The organism is Chelatococcus composti (assembly GCF_014201415.1).
GTDB lineage: Bacteria > Pseudomonadota > Alphaproteobacteria > Rhizobiales > Beijerinckiaceae > Chelatococcus_A > Chelatococcus_A composti.
Window position 1 is genome coordinate 95,514 of sequence record NZ_JACHEH010000003.1, and the last position, 17,119, is coordinate 112,632.

Annotated in this window: 19 protein-coding genes and 1 pseudogene; 7 read left to right on the forward strand and 13 right to left on the reverse strand. The window is 66.5% G+C overall.

Annotated elements, in window-relative coordinates:
• Nucleotides 1–38 precede the first annotated feature (38 nt).
• Together HNQ73_RS06690 and HNQ73_RS06695 are read left to right on the forward strand one after the other, a co-directional pair.
• On the forward strand, nucleotides 39–428 hold the full coding sequence (locus HNQ73_RS06690) for a RidA family protein (protein WP_183333571.1): 390 nt from the start codon (nucleotides 39–41) through the stop codon (nucleotides 426–428).
• Nucleotides 429–493: 65 nt separating this feature from the next.
• Nucleotides 494–1,288, forward strand: coding sequence for a creatininase family protein (locus HNQ73_RS06695; RefSeq protein WP_183333573.1), 795 nt, complete (start codon nucleotides 494–496; stop codon nucleotides 1,286–1,288).
• A 13-nt stretch (nucleotides 1,289–1,301) separates the two neighbouring features.
• On the opposite strand, the gene HNQ73_RS06700 is transcribed toward HNQ73_RS06695, so the two are convergent.
• Nucleotides 1,302–2,879, reverse strand: a complete 1,578-nt coding sequence (locus tag HNQ73_RS06700) for an OpgD/OpgG family glucan biosynthesis protein (protein ID WP_183333575.1) — start codon at nucleotides 2,877–2,879, stop codon at nucleotides 1,302–1,304.
• A 583-nt stretch (nucleotides 2,880–3,462) separates the two neighbouring features.
• On the opposite strand from HNQ73_RS06700, the gene HNQ73_RS06705 reads away from it, so the two are divergent.
• The 4 genes from HNQ73_RS06705 to HNQ73_RS06720 all read left to right on the forward strand — a co-directional run bounded on the left by HNQ73_RS06705 (nucleotide 3,463) and on the right by HNQ73_RS06720 (nucleotide 7,324).
• Nucleotides 3,463–4,593, forward strand: coding sequence for a type III PLP-dependent enzyme (locus HNQ73_RS06705; protein WP_183333577.1), 1,131 nt, complete (start codon nucleotides 3,463–3,465; stop codon nucleotides 4,591–4,593).
• 122 nt (nucleotides 4,594–4,715) lie between these two features.
• Complete coding sequence (locus tag HNQ73_RS06710; RefSeq protein WP_183333579.1) at nucleotides 4,716–5,282, forward strand: GNAT family N-acetyltransferase; 567 nt, start codon at nucleotides 4,716–4,718, stop codon at nucleotides 5,280–5,282.
• 106 nt (nucleotides 5,283–5,388) lie between these two features.
• The gene (locus HNQ73_RS06715; RefSeq protein ID WP_183333581.1) at nucleotides 5,389–6,819 is read left to right on the forward strand and encodes a homospermidine synthase; all 1,431 of its coding nucleotides are present in this window, start codon (nucleotides 5,389–5,391) and stop codon (nucleotides 6,817–6,819) included.
• Nucleotides 6,820–6,988: 169 nt separating this feature from the next.
• Nucleotides 6,989–7,324: a hypothetical protein gene (locus HNQ73_RS06720; protein WP_183333583.1), complete on the forward strand. Its 336-nt coding sequence runs from the start codon at nucleotides 6,989–6,991 to the stop codon at nucleotides 7,322–7,324.
• 443 nt (nucleotides 7,325–7,767) lie between these two features.
• On the opposite strand, the pseudogene HNQ73_RS06725 reads toward HNQ73_RS06720, so the two are convergent.
• Nucleotides 7,768–9,704, reverse strand: a pseudogene (locus HNQ73_RS06725) (heavy metal translocating P-type ATPase).
• A gap of 227 nt (nucleotides 9,705–9,931) precedes the next feature.
• Complete coding sequence (locus HNQ73_RS06730; protein WP_035029077.1) at nucleotides 9,932–10,330, reverse strand: cupin domain-containing protein; 399 nt, start codon at nucleotides 10,328–10,330, stop codon at nucleotides 9,932–9,934.
• Nucleotides 10,331–10,545: 215 nt separating this feature from the next.
• Here HNQ73_RS06730 and HNQ73_RS06735 point away from each other — a divergent pair, with 215 nt between their 5' ends.
• The gene (locus HNQ73_RS06735; RefSeq protein ID WP_183333585.1) at nucleotides 10,546–11,196 is read left to right on the forward strand and encodes a DUF924 family protein; all 651 of its coding nucleotides are present in this window, start codon (nucleotides 10,546–10,548) and stop codon (nucleotides 11,194–11,196) included.
• A gap of 349 nt (nucleotides 11,197–11,545) precedes the next feature.
• On the opposite strand, the gene arsH is transcribed toward HNQ73_RS06735, so the two are convergent.
• The 10 genes from arsH to HNQ73_RS06785 all read right to left on the reverse strand — a co-directional run bounded on the left by arsH (nucleotide 11,546) and on the right by HNQ73_RS06785 (nucleotide 17,103).
• Nucleotides 11,546–12,277, reverse strand: coding sequence for an arsenical resistance protein ArsH (arsH, locus tag HNQ73_RS06740; protein WP_035029230.1), 732 nt, complete (start codon nucleotides 12,275–12,277; stop codon nucleotides 11,546–11,548).
• Nucleotides 12,270–13,382, reverse strand: coding sequence for an ACR3 family arsenite efflux transporter (gene arsB, locus HNQ73_RS06745; protein WP_051520660.1), 1,113 nt, complete (start codon nucleotides 13,380–13,382; stop codon nucleotides 12,270–12,272). Before arsB ends, arsH begins: the two co-directional genes overlap by 8 nt.
• Nucleotides 13,379–13,816, reverse strand: coding sequence for an arsenate reductase (glutaredoxin) (arsC, locus tag HNQ73_RS06750; RefSeq protein ID WP_182793615.1), 438 nt, complete (start codon nucleotides 13,814–13,816; stop codon nucleotides 13,379–13,381). Before arsC ends, arsB begins: the two co-directional genes overlap by 4 nt.
• Nucleotides 13,813–14,154, reverse strand: a complete 342-nt coding sequence (locus HNQ73_RS06755; RefSeq protein ID WP_035029088.1) for an ArsR/SmtB family transcription factor — start codon at nucleotides 14,152–14,154, stop codon at nucleotides 13,813–13,815. Before HNQ73_RS06755 ends, arsC begins: the two co-directional genes overlap by 4 nt.
• Nucleotides 14,155–14,207: 53 nt before the next feature.
• The gene (locus tag HNQ73_RS06760; protein WP_183333587.1) at nucleotides 14,208–14,477 is read right to left on the reverse strand and encodes a hypothetical protein; all 270 of its coding nucleotides are present in this window, start codon (nucleotides 14,475–14,477) and stop codon (nucleotides 14,208–14,210) included.
• 162 nt (nucleotides 14,478–14,639) lie between these two features.
• Entirely contained in the window at nucleotides 14,640–15,314 is a 675-nt protein-coding gene (locus HNQ73_RS06765; protein WP_035029097.1) for a YcbK family protein, read from the reverse strand.
• A 78-nt stretch (nucleotides 15,315–15,392) separates the two neighbouring features.
• The gene (locus HNQ73_RS06770) at nucleotides 15,393–15,680 is read right to left on the reverse strand and encodes a DUF6127 family protein (RefSeq protein WP_183333589.1); all 288 of its coding nucleotides are present in this window, start codon (nucleotides 15,678–15,680) and stop codon (nucleotides 15,393–15,395) included.
• Between the two features lie 42 nt (nucleotides 15,681–15,722).
• Nucleotides 15,723–16,070, reverse strand: a complete 348-nt coding sequence (locus HNQ73_RS06775; protein ID WP_035029104.1) for a phage head closure protein — start codon at nucleotides 16,068–16,070, stop codon at nucleotides 15,723–15,725.
• Nucleotides 16,070–16,639 (reverse strand): head-tail connector protein, encoded by a 570-nt coding sequence (locus HNQ73_RS06780; RefSeq protein ID WP_035029107.1) that lies wholly within the window; start codon nucleotides 16,637–16,639, stop codon nucleotides 16,070–16,072. The genes HNQ73_RS06775 and HNQ73_RS06780 overlap by 1 nt, the downstream gene beginning before the upstream one ends.
• A gap of 77 nt (nucleotides 16,640–16,716) precedes the next feature.
• A complete protein-coding gene (locus HNQ73_RS06785; protein WP_035029109.1) occupies nucleotides 16,717–17,103 on the reverse strand; it encodes a hypothetical protein in 387 nt (128 codons plus the stop codon).
• Nucleotides 17,104–17,119: the final 16 nt, after the last annotated feature.

The following is a 17,119-nucleotide window of genomic DNA, read 5'->3' on the forward strand; positions in this document are numbered from 1 at the left end:
ATGGTGTGACAGCCATCCGAGCACGGGACGGATCAGCAATGAACAAGGCCCACAGCCCGGCGGCCGTCCGCCGCCCCTTCGCCCGCTACAGCCATGCCGTCGAGGTCGAGGCCGGCAGCCGCATGCTGTTCGCCTCCGGCCAGCTCGGCATCAGCGTCAACGACGAGGTGCCGGAGGATGCCGGCGCCCAGGCCGAGCTGTGCTTCCGCGCCCTCGGCGCGATTCTCGCCGAGGCGGACATGGATTTCGGCGATGTGGTGCGCATCAACGCCTATGTCACCGACCGGGCCTACATGAAACCCTACATGGAGGTGCGCGACCGCTTCGTGCGCGAACCACCGCCGGCCTCCACGCTGATGATCGTCTCCGGCTTCACGCGCGAGGAATTCAAGGTGGAGGTGGAGATCATCGCCGCCGCCAAGGGCTGACAGCCGGCCGCCCGGCCGCGATGAGGCCCGGAAGGCCCACCTTCTTCATGCCGAGGATCTGCCGCATGTTTCCCTCCCGCTACTGGATCGACCTGACGAGCGAGGACTTTCGCCGGCTGCCGATGGGCGAGGCCATCGCCGTGCTGCCCGTTGCCGCGGTCGAGCAGCACGGCCCGCACCTGCCGGTCGGCGTCGACACCCACATCATGCGGGGCTATCTCGATGCGGTGATCGAGCGCCTGCCGGATGACCTGCCCGTGCTCTTCCTGCCGGTGCAGGCGGTCGGCAAGTCGAACGAGCATCTCGCCTATCCGGGCACGCTCACACTCTCGGCCGAGACGGCCATCCGGGCCTGGACGGAGATCGGCCAGAGCGTTGCCCGCGCCGGCTGCCGCAAGCTCGTCATTGTCAATTCGCACGGCGGCAATGTCGCCGTCATCGAGATCGTGGCGCGCGAGCTGCGCATTGCCTGCGACATGCTGGTGGTCGCGGCCTCGTGGCACCGCTTCGGCTATCCCGACCTTTTCGATGCGCGGGAGTTGCGGCACGGCATCCATGCCGGCGAGGTGGAGACATCATTGATGCTCGCCTTCCGGCCCGACACCGTGCACATGGACAAGGCCGAGAACTTCGAGCCGCGCTCGGTCGCCATGGAGCAGCGTTACCGCCACATCGGCATCGGCACGTCCACGTCCTTCGGCTGGATGAGCCAGGATCTTCACGCGGCCGGCGCCATGGGCGATGCTGCGAGCGCCAGCCGGGAGAAGGGCGAGGCCGCGGCCGCCTACGGCGCCGAGGCTTTCATCGCCCTGTTGCGCGAGGTGGCGGATTGCCCGCCGCCGCAGCTGTGGCGCAGGTGAGGGCATCAAGCCCTCACTGGCTCGACCAGGGATAGATCCAGGTCTCCGTCAGGGCCTTTCCGCCCGCGCGCAGGAAGGCGCGCACGTCGCCCGTCTGGCCCTCTGGCGCCTCGATGTCGATGGAGGCGCGGAAGCCGCCGATGGCCGGGTTCGGCAGTACGAAGGCACGCGTGACCTGGCCGGCGGAGACGCTGGCGTCGACCTGCACGAGTTGCGGATCGGAGAGATAGTAGGGCAGATCGTCGCCGTTGAAGTCGACGAGGTAGCGCCGCGCGCCGGCCGGCACGGGCTCGTCCGAGCCGTGCGCCTTCGGCAGGGTGACGAAGGTGTTCAGCACCTTGCCGCCCGGGTGCATCTCCGTCTCCCGGTCGAGGGCTGTGATGCGGTAGCCGTAGGTCAGCTCCTGCCCCCGCTCGGGCGTCTGCCGCGGGATCCACGAGGCGACGATGTTGTCGTTGGTCTCGTCGCCCGTCGGTAGCTCGACGAGCTCCACATGGCCCTCGCCCCAGTTGCCATGTGGCTCGATCCAGTAGCTCGGGCGCGTCTGGTAGTGCAGGTCGAGATCCTGATAGTGCGAGAACTGCCTGTCGCGCTGCATCAGGCCGAAGCCGCGCGGGTTGTTCTCGACGAAGGCGGAGATCGACGGACGCTGCGGATTGCGCAGGGGCCGCCAGATCCATTCGCCCGAGCCGGAGTGGATGAGCAGCCCATCCGAATCATGCAGCTCGGGCCGGTAGCCCGAATCGCTGTGCCTGTCGTTCTCGCCGGAGAAGAACATCGACGTCAGCGGCGCGATGCCGAGCTTGGGAATGCTCGTGCGCGGGAACAGCGTCGCCGTCACGTCGAGCACGCTCTGCGCCGCAGGATAGAGGTGGAACTGGAAGGCGCCCGTAATCGAGGGGCTGTCGAGCAGGGCGTAAATTGTAGCGCGCTCGGCGTCGGGCGCCGGGGTCTCGATCCAGAACTCGCGGAAGACCGGAAACTCCTCGGGATCCCCGCCTGCGTTGATGGCCAGCCCGCGCGCCGAAAGGCCATAATGCTGCCCGCGGCCGAGAAAGCGGAAGTAGCTCGCGCCGAGGAAGGAGATGGCCTCGTCGAACACCTGCGGCTTGTTGAGTGGATAGTGCAGGCGGAAACCCGCGAAGCCCGTGTTCACCGGCAGCGGCTTGTCGAGCTTGGTGCGGCCGTAGTCGAACATCTGGGCCGAGAAGGGTACCGGAGTCGGCACGCCCTCGCGAATCACGTTGATCGTCACCGGCTGGCGGAAGAGGAAGCCGGGATGAAAGAGCTGCATGCGGAAGGGGCTGCCGCTCTGGGCGAACAGGGCCTTGTCCGGCCGGAAGCGAATGTCGCGATAGGCGTCGAAATCGAGCTTGGCGAGCATGTCCTCCACCGTGCTCGTCGGACGCTCGTAGGGCAGAGAGCTGAGGTCTCGCGCACGGCGAATGACGTCCTCGTAGCCGAAGGGAGGGCGAGCCTGCGGACCGCGGATGGCGGGGTCGACCTGCTGGGCGACACCGGCCCGCGGCAGGGAAGCGGCGGCGGTGGCCGTTGCGGCGAGCTTCAGGAATATGCGTCGGTCGATCGTCATCTGCTTCGCTTGCGGGTTGAATCCCATTGGATGGGCGCTGGAACGGTGTCAGTCCCACCTTTAAGATCCCATCAATCCGCCCATGCGGCAGCATCAAGGCGGGGCTGCGTCCACCGCACGAAAATTTTCGTCATTTTGGCCTGCCGCAGGTCTTGAGAGAGACGGGCAAGGATACTATTAAACGCATGCCCAATTTCGCACGTGCCTGTGGTCGCGTGCCGGTCGGTGGGCATCCGGACAAGAGGCCGGACAGCCGCCCGAAGCGCAGGCTTCGAACACTTGACTGGCAGCCGGAGGCGAAACCGGCGCACTCCGCTCTCCGCGGGGGACGCGGCTTAAAGCAACGACGGAACGGGCTTTTTTGGTCTCTACCGACCCTCCAAAGGTCGGCTCGGGCTACCGAAGAGGCTTGTCCATCATTGCCAGGCGTGCGGAAGGCAATCCCTTCCAAAGCGTAGGCAGCACGTTCGGGTGTGAAACCCCTCGGCGCCGTCACGTCTCCACAGCGTGGCGGCGGAGGCTATCGCACCTGTGTCATGCCGGGTGGTTGTCCGCCCCCCGTTTGAGCTTTGGGAGCAGGTCGATGACCGAGCGCATTCGCGAATTCCTGCGCAGCCGACGAGAAGACGGCCCTTGCCTCGTCGTGGATCTCGAGGTGGTGCGCGAGAACTACCTCAGCTTTGCGCGCGCGCTGCCCGACACGCGCGTGTTCTACGCCGTCAAGGCCAACCCCTCGCCCGAGGTGCTGAAGCTGCTCGCCGGTCTCGGCTCCTGCTTCGACACGGCATCCGTGGCCGAAATCGAGATGGCCCTGGCTGCCGGCGCGACGCCTGACCGCATCTCCTACGGCAACACCATCAAGAAGGAGCGCGACATCGCGCGCGCCTACGAGCTTGGTGTGCGCCTCTATGCCGTCGACTGCACGGAAGAGGTGGAGAAGGTCGCCCGTGCTGCGCCCGGCTCCAAGGTCTTTTGCCGCATCCTGTGCGACGGTGCGGGCGCAGAGTGGCCGCTGTCGCGCAAGTTCGGTTGCGAGCCGTCGATGGCCGTCGACGTGCTGGAGTACGCCCATCGCCTTGGCCTCGAGGCCTATGGCGTGTCTTTCCACGTCGGGTCGCAGCAGGCCAACACCGAGGCTTGGGACCAGGCTCTCGCTTCGTCGGCTGGCATCTTCCGCGAGTGCGCCGAGCGCGGCTTCAACCTGTCGATGGTCAACCTCGGCGGCGGTTTTCCGACGCGCTACCTCAAGGATGTGCCGGCGGTCGAGGCCTATGGCGCATCGATTTTCCAGGCGCTGTGCCGTCACTTCGGCAACGCGATTCCGGAGACGATCATCGAGCCGGGCCGCGGCATGGTCGGCAACGCCGGCGTCATCGAGGCCGAGGTGGTGCTCATCTCCCGCAAGAGCGCGGACGACGACATCCGCTGGGTCTATCTCGACATCGGCAAGTTCGGCGGCCTCGCCGAGACGATGGATGAGGCGATCCGCTATCCCATCCGCACGCCGCGCGATGGCGATGCGGTGGAGCCGTGCGTGCTCGCAGGGCCGACGTGCGATTCCGCCGATGTGCTCTACGAGAAGGTGCCCTATCCGCTGCCGGTGAGCCTGTCGATTGGTGACAAGATCCTCATCGAAGGCACGGGCGCCTATACGACGACCTACTCGGCAGTCGCCTTCAACGGCTTCCCACCGCTCAAGGCGTACCACATCTGAGCCGCAGCCCAGGACGGGTTCCGGCTTCGCCGTCGTCGGGAGCCGGGCTGCCGGCTCCCCTTCCTCAGCAGCGACCAGTGTCGCACGCATCGTCTCGCGCGCGGGACGGGGAAGGCATTGCCATGATCATCGAACGGGAGCAGCCGCGCGACGCCGCGGCGCGCGAGGCGCTGCTTGACGAGGCCTTCGGCGAGGCGCGTTTCGGCAAGACGTCCGAGCGCCTGAGGGAAGGGCGCCTGCCGGCCGAGGGGCTGGCCCTGGTCGCGCGCCATGACGGGCGCCTCGTCGGAACCCTGCGGCTGTGGCACGTGACGGCCGGGCCGGCGCGTCCGGCCCTTCTGCTCGGGCCGCTTGCGGTGGCAGCCGACATGCGCTCGGCCGGCATCGGCGGGGCGCTGATGCGCCGGGCCATCGCCGATGCGGCGGCACTGGGCCATCGCGCGATCCTGCTTGTGGGCGATGCGTCCTACTATGCGCGCTTCGGCTTCTCGGCGGCGCATACCGCCGGCCTGTGGCTGCCGGGGCCTTTCGCGCGCGAGCGTTTCCTCGGGCTGGAGCTCGTCCCCGGAGCGCTCGCCGGGGCGCGCGGGCTCGTCTCGCCGACGGGCCAGCCGGCGGCCCTGCCCGACCTCGGCGAGCTCGTCGCCGCTGCGAAGCAGGGTGATGAAGGGCTCGCCCGCGCGGCCTGATCCGGCATTTCCGATTGATCGCGTCGCACGGACATGGCTTCGTGCGACTTGCAGCCGTTTCGCCCGTCCCGATCGCGGGACATCGCCGCCAGCAGGAGGGGAAGAGATGACCGACTGGCCCGTGCATGCCCGCATCGACGGCCCCATCGTCATGATCGGCTTCGGTTCCATCGGCAAGGGCACCCTGCCGCTGATCGAGCGTCACATCGCGCACGACCGGTCGAAGTTCGTGGTCATCGATCCCGATGAGAAGAACCGCAGCGTGCTCGACGAGCGCGGCATCCGCTTCATCAACGAGGCGGTCACGCGCGAGAATTTTGATCGCCTTCTCAAGCCCCTGCTCACAGCCGGGCCCGGGCCGGGCTTCCTCGTCAACCTGTCGGTCGACGTGTCCTCCACCGAGATGATGCGCCTCGCGCGCGAGTGCGACGCCTTCTACATCGACACCGTGGCTGAGCCGTGGGCCGGCTTCTACACCGACCCGCGCCTCACCATGTCGCAGCGCTCCAACTACGCGCTGCGCGAATCCGTGCTGGAGATGAAGGGGGCGCTCGGCCCCGGGCGCACGGCCGTGAACTGCTGCGGCGCCAACCCCGGCATGGTGTCGTGGCTGGTCAAGCAGGCGCTCCTCAACCTCGTCGCCGACCTCGGGCTCGACGAGCCCGAGCCGACGAGCCGAAAGGAGTGGGCGCTGCTCATGATGAAGGCCGGCGTCAAGGGCATCCACATCGCCGAGCGCGATACTCAGCGTGCCAGGAAGCCGAAGGAGCGCGGCACCTTCGTCAACACCTGGTCGGTCGACGGCTTCATCGCCGAGGGGCTGCAGCCGGCGGAGCTGGGCTGGGGCACGCATGAGAAGGCGCTGCCGCCCGAGGCGCGAGCGCACGATTTCGGCTGCGGCGCCGGCATCTATCTGACGCGCCCCGGAGCGGGCACGCTCGTGCGCTCGTGGACGCCCACCGCCGACGCCCAGCACGGCTGGCTCATCACCCACAACGAGGCGATCTCGATCGCGGACTACTTCACCGCCCGGGAGGGCGGGCGGGTGCTCTTCCGCCCCACTTGCCACTATGCCTACCATCCCTGCGACGATGCCGTGCTGTCCCTGCACGAGATGGCGGGCGGGCAGTGGAAGGTCCAGGACGTGTGGCACATCCTGGACGAGGAGGAGATCGTCGACGGCATCGACGAGCTCGGCGTGCTGCTCTACGGCCATGCGCGCAACGCCTACTGGTACGGTTCGCAGCTCTCCATCGAGGAGACGCGCCGCCTCGCTCCCTACCAGAACGCGACGGGCCTGCAGGTAACCTCGGCCGTGCTGGCCGGCATGGTCTGGGCGCTGGAGAATCCCGACCGCGGCGTTGTCGAGGCTGACGAGATGGATTTTCGCCGCTGTCTTGAGGTGCAGCGGCCCTACCTCGGGCCCGTCGTCGGCCGGTATACCGACTGGACGCCGGTGACGGGGCGGGGCGTGCTCTTCCCCGAGGATGTCGACTACGACGACCCTTGGCAGTTCAAGAACGTCATCGTGCGCTGAGGCCGCGCCCGGCCGCTCGGCTCACGCTCCGGCAGCGGCTTGCCGACGCGGTTGACGTGGCAGCGCGGGCGTGGACAGACTGTCGACGACGAAACGCTTCGCGGCCGCGCCGCGCGCGTCCGTTGTCGGCGTTCCCCACCTGCGTCGCCTTGCCCGAGTTGTCGCGCCCATGCCCTTTTTTGACGACGTCTATGCAGCCAAGTTGCGCGGCAATCTCGGCCTCGCAGATGCCGAATCGGTGATTGACCTGCGCGGCGTCTCCCGCCAGCGGGCGCTCGCCTCCATCCAGGAGATGCTGGAGCGCAGCCGCTTCGCTGCCGGCAAGTCCGTCGCCGTCCTCATCGATCCGGCGACGCCGACGAGCGGCGAGACCCTGTTCCAGCCCGTCGGCCGCCTTCTGCTCGAGGCGCGGCGCAAGGGCTGGGTGGCGCGGCTCACGCCGCTTCCTGCCCGTGACGGCGCCGGATTCTACGTGGCGCTTGCAGGCCGCGCCGACGCAGGCTGAGCCCTCGTCCACGCCGGCGATCGCCAGCGTCTCGCGGCGGTTGCGGAAGGCGGCGATGAGCGGCCGCGCCTCGGCGATTGACGCCCTCACCGCCGGCAGGTCGAGCGAGCGGGTGGGGCTCTGCCTGACCTTCCACACCTCCCGTCACCCACAGGGGGCCGGTATCCTCCATGTCGCAGGCGACGATTTAGCTGCGGCAGCCCGGCATGTCCGCCGTGCCCTTGGCGATAATAGCCGCCAGCCTGACCCGCGCGCCGCGTGTGGCGATGGTCTGCCCGATCAGTCCGCAGGCGGGAAAGACGGAACACCGAAAGAGGGATAACCCCTAGAGGTTTCAGCCGATTTTGCTTTGCCGGAGAGCAAGGCTGGAAAGAGGGATGGCGGAGGGAGAGGGACTGACATCCAACCTTCTCTGGGCCGGAAACGAGTTGAAGTCGTTGTCTTCAACCCGCGCGCCGCGGGATTTTCCTGCGATAGGCATGACGTTGGACGGGGGCGCTGATGCTGTCGACCGTCACCACCTGATCTGGTGACGCTGACTTGTTTTCGTTGCGGCGGATGGGGTCCCGCAGCAGACGCAGCCCGTTGAGCACCACCAGAACCGTTCCGCCCTCGTGACCGATCACTGCGAGCGGCAGAGGCAGCTCGAAGAACAGCGCGCCCGTCACCAGAATGACCATGGCACCCATGGCGAAGGCGAGGTTCTGCCGAATGATCCGCGCCGTGCGCCGCGCCAGTCGATGCGCCTCCGCGAGCCGTCCCATGTCTTCCGACAGAAGCGCCACATCGGCTGCCTGGAGCGCGACGTCGGAGCCCGCAGCACCCATGGCGATCCCGACATCGGCGCGGGCCAGCGCGGCGGCGTCATTTACCCCGTCGCCGACGAAGGCGACCTTGCCTCTTGCAGCCAACTCCCCCGCCATCCTGACTTTGTCCTCCGGCAGCATGTCGGCATGGATTTCCTCGGGCTTCAATCCGAGCTCTTCGCCAATCCGCAACGCAACCGGACGGCGATCGCCGGTCATCATGATGATTGCGGTGACCCCACCTTCCCGCAATGCGGCAAGCGCCGCCGCAGAGGTCGGCGGGCCTGATCCGCGATGGTAACAGCTCCCATCACCTGCTGATCCCGCCCGAAATAGATGACCGTCTCGGTGTCCGCAGCCAACGCCTTCAGCATCGGGTGATCGATGGAAGCGTCCATTTGCCTGGCGAGTCGCGGATTGCCTGCCCATACCTGCCTCCCGCCGTCGTCGCCGACGATGCCGGCACTCGGCCGGGTGATCACGTTAAGTACCTTGGCCGGTTCAACACCGCGGCTGACGGCTTCCTGCCGGATGGCTGCCGCGCTGTGATGTTCCGAGTGGGCCTCAAGTCCAGCCAGCAGCGAGAGGAAGCGTCGCTCATTGCCGTCGAGCGCCACCACCTTCGTGATCGAGGCCCTGCCGGTCGTCAGCGTTCCCGTCTTGTCGAAGGCGAAGGTGTCGACCGCCGCCAGCGTCTCGAGCGCGCCGCCGCCCTTGAACAATACACCTCCGCGCGCGGCAGCCGACAGGGCGGAGAGGATCGCGGCAGGGACGGAGATCACGATTGCACAGGGGCTCGCCGCTACCAGCAGGGTCGCTGATCGGTAGAGCGCCTCCTCCCAGTCGCGCCCCAGCCAGTAGAACGCGGCGAAGGCCAGGACGGCTCCGACCATGACCGCGACCGTGTAGCGTTGCCCGAACCAGGCACTGAAGCGCTCCGACGGAGCCTTGGCCGCCTGCGCCTCGGTCACGAGTGCGATCATGCGGGCGACGGTGCTTTCCTCGATCGTCTTCGTTACGGCCATCTCGAGCACGCCGTCGAGGTTGACCGTCGCCTCGAAGACCGGGGCGCCGGGTTGTTTGGCGACGGGCATGGACTCGCCGGTGATATGGGCTTCATCGAGAGAGCCCCGGCCGCTGACGATCACCCCGTCCGCCGGAACCCGCGCGCCAGGCCGCAGCACCACGACGTCATCCACCTGAAGATCGGCAGCAGGGACTTCCGAGACTGACTCGTCCGGCGCCTTGCGAAGTGCCGTCTCCGGCCGAAGCTCCATCAACGCCTCGATGGCCCGGCGCGCGCGGCCGAGCGCCCGTTCCTCCAGCGTCGTGGAGATGCTGAAGAGCGTCAGCAGGACGGCGCCCTCGAAAGGCGCCCCGACGGCCGCAGCCGCGACCGCTGCAACGACCATCAAGAGGTCGATGTCGAGGATCCGCTCCTCCCACAAGGTGGCGGCCGCCCGCCAAGCGGCTGGCAGTCCGCCCGCTAGATAAACGAGCAACAGACCTGCGAGGGAAAAGTACGCGGCGGCGGCACCCTGCAGCGGCCAAAGAGCGAGTATGGCCAGAAGCATCCCAGCGACGGTCAGGACCGTCAAAACGAACGAACGATCGATCTCGAATGCTTTTCCCACTTCATCTCCTAATCGCGGCGCAGGCTCTCATGCCGAAACTATGCTTCCGGGCGCAACAACGCGCGCCGCCCGCCGTAGCGACGAGATCATGAACGTTCGACGATGGTCGCAGCTGGCTCCTGTCAGTGAGACTGGTGCCGGTTTCCGACAGAGTCGGCAAAGCCGAGCTATTCTTCGGTCGTCTTTCCGTCGAAGTGCTCGTGGGCAGCGTCGGCTTCGCCTTTGGTCGAATGGACGACGCCATCGACATGTTCGGGAGGACTGTAGATCGTGTAAAGCCTGAGGGGCTCGTCGCCCGTATTCCTGACATTGTGTCGCGCGCCCGCCGGTACGATCATCGCCATGTCCGACTTTATCTTGTGTGCGGCGCCATCGATCAGGATCTCGCCTTGCCCCTTCTCGACACGGAAGAACTGGTCGCCACCGTCATGCACCTCTTCGCCAATCTCTTCGCCGGGCTGTAGCGCCATCAGGACCAACTGCATGTTCCTCGCCGTATAGAGGACCCGCCGATAGTCGGCGTTCTCCTCGGTCAACTTTTCGATGTCATCGACAAATCCGCGCATGGTGTGCTCCTTGTATTTTGGCAGGCCTCTTTAACCATAGGTCCATCACGTGTGGATGACCAGTCCGCGTGCTGCTGCGACACCAGCTGGCCTGAATTTGCCTCCACATTGGCCTCGTATAAACCTGTTGGCCAAATGGAGTGTTTCGTTTTGGACCTGTTGACATGGATGGGCGTTAGTCTCGATGTTCAGTCCCTCGGCGCACACGTTTTGCGATGAAGAACACGAACAAACGCAATGAATGGCAGGTCGTACTCGAATTCTGGTTCCCTGAGGGGAACTCGCTCGACATAGATGCGGACGTCCATCGCAGCCATTGGTCTTGGCGGATGCGGGGCGGCGCGGACGACGAAATCACGGCCCGCTTCGCGGAACTCACAGTTGAAGGAGCCGCGGGAAATCTTGACCACTGGGCCTCCGATCCCGAAGGCAGGCTCGCGCTCATCATCGTGCTCGATCAGTTCTCGCGATCGGTCTGGCGAGGCGATGCCCACGCTTTCGCGCAGGACAAGGCGGCGCTGGCGCTGGCAATGAACGGATTGTTGAATGGCCACTACGCCGCGCTATCAACGCCATGGTTCAAGGTCGTTCATGGTCTGCCACTCGGCCACTGCGAAGGGCCAGACCATCTCCAGCGCCTGGACCTTCTCATCGGACTTCGCGAGGAGATCGCCGCAGAAGCCCCCACGCACCTGCAGCCGATTTACCGTTCGCTCGTGAAGCAGGCCCTGGACGTGAAGCAAGTGATCGCGGCGTTCGGCCGTCATCCCCATCGCAATCAGGTTCTTGGCCGCCGCTCGTCGCGGGCGGAAGTTGCATATCTGAAGGAAGGCGATTTCCCTCATGAGCGGGCGTTTCAAGGGTGATGCTTGGCCCCCGGCCCAGAGGAGACCTGCGGCGCGTCACACGTTGCGCTTTATCCGCCCCGTTCAGGGGCACGGTTTCTCCATCGAGAAAGTACTGGTCCTCATGGCGCTCTGGCGTGACGGGGCGCGGTCGGTGATGGCGTACGCGTCCGGGGGTAGCCCGAGTTCCTCGACTGACCACGCGCGCTGCGTCGATCAACGCAATGTAGCGCTTCTTCGTAGTTGTTGGTCGGGAGCGACCCGCTGCGCCTCTTGCGATGATGTCGACAAGCGCCTCGTCTCAGTGAGTGCGATGCTGCGATATTAATGGCCCCGCTCCGCGCAAGCACCTCAGCGGCAGAGGAAAATGCTAGATCGAGCGTTGGTTGACGCGCTTGGACAGCTGCTCAGCGCTTTCCACCCGCTCCGAGTAGCGGTCGGTTAGATAGGCCGAACGGCCGCGCGTGAGATGGGTGAACTTCACGAGTTCCTCCATGACGTCGACGATGCGATTGTAGTACGGCGACGGCCGCATGCGGCCGCCCTCATCAAATTCGCCCCACGCCTTCGCCACCGAGGACTGGTTTGGGATCGTCACCATGCGCATCCAGCGGCCGAGGATGCGCATCTGGTTGACGGCGTTGAAGCTCTGCGAGCCGCCGGAGACCTGCATGACCGCGAGCGTCTTGCCTTGCGTCGGCCGCACGCCGCCGAGCGACAGCGGCAGCCAGTCGATCTGCGCCTTCATGACGCCGGTCATCGCGCCGTGCCGCTCGGGCGAGCACCAGACCATGCCCTCCGACCAAGTGGCGAGCTCACGCAGCTCCCTGACCTTCGGGTGGTCGGGGTCTTCCGCGTCCGGCAGCGGCAAGCCGGACGGGTTGAAGGCGCGGGTCTCGGCGCCGAACCAGCGCAGCAGGCGCGCCGCCTCCTCCGAGGCAAAGCGCGAGTAGGAGCGCGTCCGGAGCGATCCATAGAGCATCAGGATGCGGGGCGGGTGCGCCGGCGCGCCGGGCCCGGCGAGCGCAGCCACGTCGATCGGCCGGAGCGATGCTGGGTCGATGTTCGGCAGGTCTTCGATCGGGACGGGATGGTCAGCCATGCCGCGCGCCTCCGTCATCCGCGGGAAAATGGTGACAAGTCCGATTGGCGAAGGCGACAAGTGACAGCATGACCGGAACCTCGACGAGAACACCGACCACGGTCGCGAGCGCAGCGCCGGATTGCAGTCCGAAGAGGCTGATCGCGACGGCCACCGCGAGCTCGAAGAAGTTGGACGTACCGATCAGCGCGCAGGGCGCGGCGACGTTGAAGGGCACGCGCCACGCCCAGGCCGCAGCATAGGCCAGCGCAAAGATGCCGTAGGACTGGATCAGGAGCGGCACCGCGATCAGCGCGATCAGCAGCGGCTGCTCCAGGATGATCTGCCCCTGAAACCCGAATAGAAGCACGACCGTCGCCAGCAGGCCGAGCACCGAGAAGGGCTTGACCGCCGCCGTGAAGCGCGCGACCGCCGCCTCGGCGTCCGCCCCCCGGCGGCCCCGCGCGAGCCACTGGCGCGTGGCGGCGCCGGCAGCGAGCGGGATCAGAATGTAGAGCCCGACCGAGAGGATGAGCGTCTCCCAGGGCACGACGATATCGGTGACGCCGAGGAGCAGCGCCACGATGGGCGCGAAGGCAAAGATCATGATGACGTCGTTCACCGAGACCTGCACCAGCGTGTAGGTGGCGTCGCCCCGAGTGAGCTGCGACCAGACGAACACCATCGCGGTGCAGGGTGCCGCGCCCAGCAGGATCAGACCGGCAATGTACTGCTGCGCATCGGCCGGTGCGATCAGGTCCGCGAACAGGACCTCGAAGAACAGGACGGCGAGCCCTGCCATGGTGAAGGGCTTGATCAGCCAGTTCACCACGATCGTCAGCACGAGCCCTTTCGGCCGATCGCCGATGTGGCGCAGGCTCGCGAAGTCGACCGCCACCATCATCGGATAGACCATCGCCCAGATCAGGACGGCAACGACCAGGTTGACGGACGCGATCTCGAGCGCGGCGAGCGTCTCGAACAGGCCCGGCAGCACGTTGCCGAGCAGCAGCCCGGCGCCGATGCAGAGCGCCACCCAGACAGAGAGCCACTTTTCGAAGAAGCCGATGCCGGCAGGCGCCGCTGCGATGGCCTCGGCCGTGGGCGCGTAGGTGTCGTTGCTCATCGGGCGGGGCTCTCGTTTACGCGGCGCCCGTCGGCGTCCACCACGAGCTCGCCGTCCTCCTTGCGGAACTCCCCGCGCTGCGGGTTCGGCAGGATGTCGAGCACCGCCTCGGAGGGGCGGCAGAGCCGTGTTCCGAGCGGCGTCTCGACGATGGGGCGGTTGATGAGGATGGGATGCTCCAGCATCAGGTCGATCAGCTCGTCGTCGGAGAACTTGGGGGCATCGAGCTTGAGCTCGTCGTAGGGCGTGCCCTTCCGGCGCAGGAGGTCGCGCACGGGGATCCCCATCGCGGCGATCAGCGCCACGAGCCGCTCGCGGCTCGGGGGCGTCTTCAGATACTCGATAACCTCCGGCTCATCGCCGGAGTTGCGGATCAGCGCCAGCACGTTGCGCGACGTGCCGCAGTTCGGGTTGTGATAGATCCTGGTGGTCATGCGGTCTCTTTCCGGGCGGCGTGCGTCGAGGGGGCGATCCCGCATGCTGCCGGATCGCCGGCGCAACAGTGGCGGGTCAGATAGTCGATGAGGCCTGTCATGGTGGCGAAGTCCGCTGAGTAGATCAGCGAGCGTCCTTCGCGCCGGACCGTCACCAGCCCGGCGTGCTTCAGTTCCTTGAGGTGGAACGAGAGCGTGGCCGAAGGGAGATCCAGCGCCTCGCCGATCCGCCCCACTGCACGCCCGTCCGGACCGGCCTCGACCAGAAGACGGAAGATGTCGAGACGCGTCTCCTGCGAGAGCGCAGCCAGCGCGGCTAAGGTGTCCTGCTTTTCCATATCTCCACATTATTGGAGAAGTTAAGGGTAATCAATCCCCAGAGATCGGCAGATCAGCTCCGATCGTCAATGGCCCTGCACGCCCGGGCCTGCCCGCGCAGTACGACATAGTCGCTCATCATTTCCGACAGCACCGAGCGTTCCGGCAGCAGCAAGAGCTCGTCGGCCGCACGTGCCTGGAGATCGCGACTGTACTCCACGACCGGCGGACATGCAGAGCTGCCGCCAGGTTCAGAACCGACCGTCGCGCAGCCGCTCAGCAAGCTCGTCGCGATCGCGAGGGCGGCGAGCTGCCGCTTCCAGCATCCGGCGTTGGACATCATTGGCCTTCTCCGTGGTCTCAAGGCGTTCAGCGAGGCGTCCCGCTCGCTCGCCGGACCTCCGAAGCGAAAACAGGAAAAGGAGCACTGCCAGCCCGATGGCTCCGTAGCGCAGCGCCGCCCGCATCCATGGGCTGGCGGCGATCCCGGTGAGGAGCGCGGCGATCATCGCCGCCCCCAGCGCCAGTCATCGAGCCGGGCGTAGATCGTGACTGCGATGCCCCCGAGCGCGACGGCGATGAACAGCCAGCGCAACGTGTCGAGATACGGCACGAGCGGCAGGATGGCGGTCTGGGTCTCGGCCAAGACGCTCTGCGCGACCTCCACCCCTGCGGCGCCCAGCGTCGCCACACCAGCCGCCCCTCCACCCTTCATGGTGCGGCTGTCGGCCAGCACTTCGCGGGCGGGCGGCGTTTCGGCTGCAAATGCCGTCGCCCGTACCGGGAACCGCTCGCCCCACTGCCGTGCGGGCCCGAGGTCGACATGAATGAAGCCCGAGCGCGGGTAGAAGCCGAAGCCGAGGAACCCGACCTCCCGCGCCGCCGCCTCGAAGGCCACCGGGTCGTGGTTCGCCATGGCGATGTCGAAGGCCGTGCCGTCCATGTGCTTTGAGCGTGGCGCGCCGCCGACGGCCCGGTTGTGCACCGGACTGCGGTAGGCCGAACGGACGATGAGCGGCTTGCCAAGACGGTCGCGCAGCGCCTGGAGCTTGTCGAGCGCGGGTTCGTTGACGAGCAGCTTGCCGGTGCCCCGGCAGGCGATCTCGGCAGGGGAGAAGTTCGGCCAGCGCCACGAGCGCTCGGGCACGTCGCGCCAGTGTTTGTAGGTCATTGTCGTCATCGCAGGTCTCCAGGCACAAAAAAAAAAGCCCGCACCTCGACGAGGGCGGGCGGTGGTCTGATGGGTCGGGCGGATGGGTTAAGGCGTCGGTCCGAAGAGCTTCAGCTTGATGGCGAAGCCGGCCATCAGCGCGATCAGGATGCCGGTGGTGAGGATGCGGACTGTCGTCTGCACGGCAGTGCGCTTGGCCAGCCTGAATCCGGCCAGCAGCGAGCGCAGGTCGCGGATATCTTCTGCGGCATCCTTGCCCTCAAGCCCGACTTCTTGCAGGGCGCGGCGAGCGCCGGTTTCGGAAGCGCGAACCAGGAGCGCTTCAAGCTCAGTCTCGGACACACGGAAGTGATCGCCGGCTTTGGATGGTGTCATGGCGGTCTCCCCGAGACTCTGGTTCCGGCTTGCCCTTGGCGCTCAGGTCGCCACCCCCGATTCGCACAGCATGGTGATGAAGCGGCCGCGCCGCTCCATGTCGGCGGAGGTACGGATGTTGTAGACGGTGCCGGAACGGGTCTCGATCAGCCGCCAGGCGGCGGTGATGGTTGCGGTCTCGGCATCGTAACGTACGATGATCAGCGCCGGCTGCACTTCCTGCAGGCGCGACGCGATGACGGTTTCGCCGCCCTTGGAGGGCAGGATGCAGGCGTCACGCTCGAACTGTGGCACCCACTGGCCATAGGTGCCGCCATAGCCATCATCGATCTCCTCGCGCTTTTCGAGGCGGACGCGGTCGCGCAGGGCATTGGCGGTGATCCTGGCCATCAGATCGGGCTTCTGCGATAGGGTGCGATCAGGGCATGGACGGTGCGGTCAATGGCAACATCGATGCTGGTGTCTGCACCATCGAACAGGCGCTGGACGATGAGCAGGATGGCCTGGCGGATGGGCTCCGGCACGCCGGCCGCCGCGCCATAGCCGGCGGTGAAGATGATCGAGACGGCATCCGCGCGACGGAAGGTAGCCGGCCAGGATTGGCCTGACCGCCGGGTGACATAGGCACCGCGCGCGTCGGCAAACAGATCGTAGACGCCGGTGTCCAATGTCTGCTGCACATTGTCGCCGTCGAAGTAGCTGACGCTGTCGATCGCGGTCACCGGCGCCAGCGGCAATGGCAGGTGATCGGCAAAGCGGCCAAACTCCTGTCGCCAGGTTTGGGTAATCAGCGCCCGCCCGAGAATGCCGGACCAGCCGTCGAGATATGCCGTCGCCGCCTTGATCTGAGCGGTGATCAGATCGTCCTGGTCATCATGATCAACACGCAGATGGGCCTTGGCTTCGCTGAGCGACACCGGCATGGTCGCGGGCGCAACCGTGCGGACGGGAGCGAGCATGGCTGTCTTCCAACAGGTTGATGAACGGGGGGCGGCCAGAATCTCGGCGCTGCCGACTGTCTGGCCGCTCTGACCGATCAGGCGACCGGCGCGTCGTGGGGATGGCCAAGCGCAAAGACGGCGCCGGCAGCGATCGATGTGCCGGAGGTCTTGGTGATGACGGCGCGGATGTAGCGCTTCGTGCCCTTGTAGCCCTGCTTATAGACCGTGCTGGCCTCAAGCGCAGTCGGCAAAGAGCCGAGCAGATCGCCGGCCGCCACATCGGCAAAATCGCCATCCGTGGTCGTGTCGCTCTCCTGGATGGCGACGACGAAGAGGCCGTCGCCGGCAATCGCCCCGGTGGTGATGATCAGCGTTGCCGCGTTGTAGCCCTGCAGATCGGCATGGCTGCCCTTGGTGGTGGCCGTGACCACGGCCGGAACCAGAGACGCAACCAGGCTGAGGCCGGAGATACCGTCCTTCATGACAGATGTCCTTTCG